General features: G+C 63.9%; 3 protein-coding genes. All 3 read right to left on the bottom strand.

The genetic code is table 11. From position 1 onward, the window contains the following. Positions 1 to 41 precede the first annotated feature (41 nt). The 3 genes from VNN55_10445 to VNN55_10435 are packed head-to-tail and all read right to left on the bottom strand — an operon-like array spanning position 42 to position 3469. Positions 42 to 803 (bottom strand): hypothetical protein, encoded by a 762-nt coding sequence (locus VNN55_10445; protein ID HWO57972.1) that lies wholly within the window; start codon positions 801 to 803, stop codon positions 42 to 44. A gap of 2 nt (positions 804 to 805) precedes the next feature. After that, entirely contained in the window at positions 806 to 2173 is a 1368-nt protein-coding gene (locus VNN55_10440) for a hypothetical protein (GenBank protein HWO57971.1), read from the bottom strand. Between the two features lie 9 nt (positions 2174 to 2182). Continuing rightward, positions 2183 to 3469 (bottom strand): hypothetical protein, encoded by a 1287-nt coding sequence (locus tag VNN55_10435; protein ID HWO57970.1) that lies wholly within the window; start codon positions 3467 to 3469, stop codon positions 2183 to 2185. Positions 3470 to 3519: the final 50 nt, after the last annotated feature.

Raw genomic sequence — 3519 nt, 5'->3', positions numbered from 1 at the left:
CGACGCCGACCCGCGCGCCGGCCCCCCCGCGGAAGGACCCGCTAGTTGCCGTCTGCCTCACGCACTGTGAGGATCCCGCTGCGAATGGTTTTGGGATTCGTCGCACGATTGGCGATGAACTTGAACCTGTAGCGGCCCTTGCCGGTCGTGGCCGCCAGCGTGCTCGTCTGCGCTGCGCTGAGCGAGAGCGTGCCGCCGCTGCTGGTGACGCCGGTGAGCGCGATGTCATCGAGGCCGACCGCCGATGGCTGCTCCGCCAGGAGCGTCGCGTCGGGCCAGCATGACCAGTCGATCGTGCTCACGGTCGTTGGCCACCCTATCTCGCCAGCCGCTTTGGTCAGCGTGATCGCTGTGCCGTCTGACGCTTGATACGCATCGCCCTTGTCCAGCGTCATGGTGCTTGATGTGATTGGCGAGATCACCGTGACGTGATTGCTCTGGGCGATGGTATCGCTGATGATCGTGCTGTTGACGCTGCGATGTTCGATTGAGAAAAGCGCGATCACGTAGCCGGCGACCGATGTCCCGCCGACCGTGCCGGCGGTCAGCACAACGGCGTAGTCAGCGGCGGCGGCGTAGAACGCCGAATCAGCCGAGGTGTCAACGCGCACGTGGTTCAATCCGGTCCGCGTATCGAAATCGACCGTGAGCGTCACACCCGCTGTGCTTTCGGTCGTGCCATTGATCTTGTACACAGCGGCGGCGGGCGATCCGGCCAGCGTCGTCGGCGCGCCGGTCGTGCTAACCGTCGTGAACTTGAAATCGACGATAGTCCCAGCTTTGTAGTCGCCGAGGTAGGCCATGATTAGGTGACGACGAGACCGCCGGCGATGAGGCTGCCGCCGCCGCCGCCGGCCGGCGGATCGGCATGTTGTGCCGCGCCGACATCGGGATACCCGGTGGTCGAGATTTCGGGATACGTGCCGAACCCGGCGCTCCGCGCGGCAGCGCCGCCACCGGCAGTGTTGTTGAGAGAGAAATCTTTCCCCGCGGCGTTGGTGAACGGGTCGGCGGTCAGCGTCACCGAGTTGACCTGTGTCCCGCTGCCGAAGTTCGCTGAGAAGTTCGTTCCGTTCGCGCCCGCGGCGCAGTTGTACAGCAACTTCATGTCGGAGTAAGCGGACCCGGCCATGAAGCCTGTGCCGGCGTTCTGATACGCGATGCAACTGACGAGGCTGAACACGGGTTGGCTGCCTGCGCTGATGCTGAATCCGTGCCGCCCATTGTTATATGCGACGCAATGCACCCAGAGAATGTTGTTGTTGCCGACGAAACCGTCCGACCCGGCCCCGGAGTTATTGACGCTCAGGCAATACGCGAAGACGCTCGATTGCGTCGTCCAGGAAAATCCGCTGACCGAGTTTCCATCGGCAACGCATGACACGCAATGGTTGATTGAAAACGGCGCGACGGACGTGCAGCCGGTCGCATAACAGTCCCGCGCGATGCCTAACCCGGAAATGAACCCGTTGGTAAAATTCTGCCCCTTGCAGTTTCGGACGGTGACGAATCCGTTCGACCCGGTAGTCTGGATGCCCCGGCTGCTCGGTCGAGAGTTGCCGTCCAAAATCAGATTGTTCACCGAATATACGCTGCCATTCGTGATGAGCGCGAAGCTGCTGATGAGCGAGTCGGCGACGATCGTCGGCCGGCCCCCGTCGCCGCGCGTCGTGCCGTAGCCGATGATGGATTTGGTCGCATTCGCCAACGACATCGTTCCGCCGGAGACATTGGCCGTGGAGCTGGTGATCGTGTAAGTGCCGCTGCGGATCCACAATTTCGAGCCCGCCAGGACGAGAGCGGCGGCGCCCTTTCCCGGCGACGCCAGAGCGCCGCCAAGCGCCCACACTCCGCCCGTCGAGCCTGCCGGAGCCGGCGATCGATCCAATCGCCATTGCGTGCCGACGATTCCGACGATCTGATACCAGCCCAATACCCAGCCCGCTCCGGCGGTGATCTGGATGATGTTGCCGATGTCGGCGGCAACGGGCGTGTAGCCATCGGGCTGCACGTCGATGTCGCTGATGGCATCGACGGTCAGGTCAATGCCGCTGGCGTGAGCACCGGCCTGCTGACTGTAGTCCGTACCTGACGCGCCGGCGACAAATCCGCCACCGTTGTTGTCCGAGCCGTCGGCCCGGACTTCCCATTGCACGTTGTCGGAGATGGCCATCGGATCGGATCAGCGCAGAAAATTTTCGCGCCAGATAAAGGGCACGAATCCGCGACGCAGCGCATCATCGCGCCATGCGTCGTTTTCCATTGGACTCATCAGAAAAATCCTCCCGCGTGGCGTGACGATCCTGGGAATGCGCATGTCGCCCAGCGGCGGATTCGCCGGGTAGAACAGGGTCGCGCCGCTGGCGAACACCGCCACGTCGCTGCTGGTCTCGGGGAACACGGTGATCCCCGCCTCTCGCCACTCCATCATCAACCCGAGCCAGTCGAACGGCTCGACCCACCAACGCCCGTGCTGGTCCGCGGGATTTTGTGCCGCGTCCCAATAGGCGAAGCGCACGCCGGCGGCGCGCAGATCATCGCGCAGCTGAGTCACAGCCCGGCGCGCGGCTCCGGCGCGAAGATTGGTGGGGGCATCATCAACGCCTGGGATATACTCGCGCGGCGCATTGGGCCGCATGATCGCCTGTGGGGCGATCAGACAGCCGAATCGCCCGTCGAAGATTTTGCTGGCCTCGGCATACTCGGCGAACCACGGATACTCGCGATGATCATTTTCGTACATCGCGCCGGGCGCGGTTCGCTCGCCGGTGGACCAGATGACCAATCCGCCGGCCCCGCGGGCGCGGCACATTTCGGCAATGCGAATCAGATTGCCCGGCTGATAACTGGTCAGTCCATTGGCTCCGACCAGGCCCGGCCATCCATCATGCACCCACACGCCCGATGCATCGCAACTCGCCTCGTCGATCCCGAGCTTTTTTGCCCACGGCAGAAGAAATCTCTTGCGGTAGCTGGCGAAAAATTCATCGGGCATGCCGCTTGCGAATCGTCGCAGCTCCAGGGCGACCGTGTCGCTCTCGCCGCGATCCAGTCGCGGCGTGATCCGCACGAACAGCCCGACGACCCCGTTGCCGTCGGTCCAGGCGATCGGCTCGATCTGTCGCAGCCGGGCGGAAAACGCCGTCAGTCCAATGCCGCTGCCGCTGGCCTGGTCATAAGCGGCGATCGTCGGCGTGTAGGCGAATCCAGGCCAGGCCGCCGAACTGTGAAATGCAGGCGCAGCGGGCCAGTCGCGAATCTGGCCCCCCATGTACGAACTGTAGACCCGCAGCGAGTCGCGCCATCGCGTCTGGACCCACGGCGCATGGATCGTGATCTGCTCATCCGATGGGCCGATTTGCCACGCCCCGTCCCACGGCCGGGTGATGGTGATTGTCGTCCGGATCGACGCTTCATCGGCGCTCGGCGGGTTGAGGGTCACGCGCGTTCCGCCGGCGGTCACGAACACCCGATCGTTGTTCGGATCGCGCGTCGCGCCGTCGATCCAAAAATCCACCG

It is taken from the genome of bacterium (genome assembly GCA_035559435.1).
Taxonomy (GTDB): domain Bacteria; phylum Zixibacteria; class MSB-5A5; order WJJR01; family WJJR01; genus JACQFV01.
This window is presented reverse-complemented; position numbering and strand designations above follow the sequence as displayed.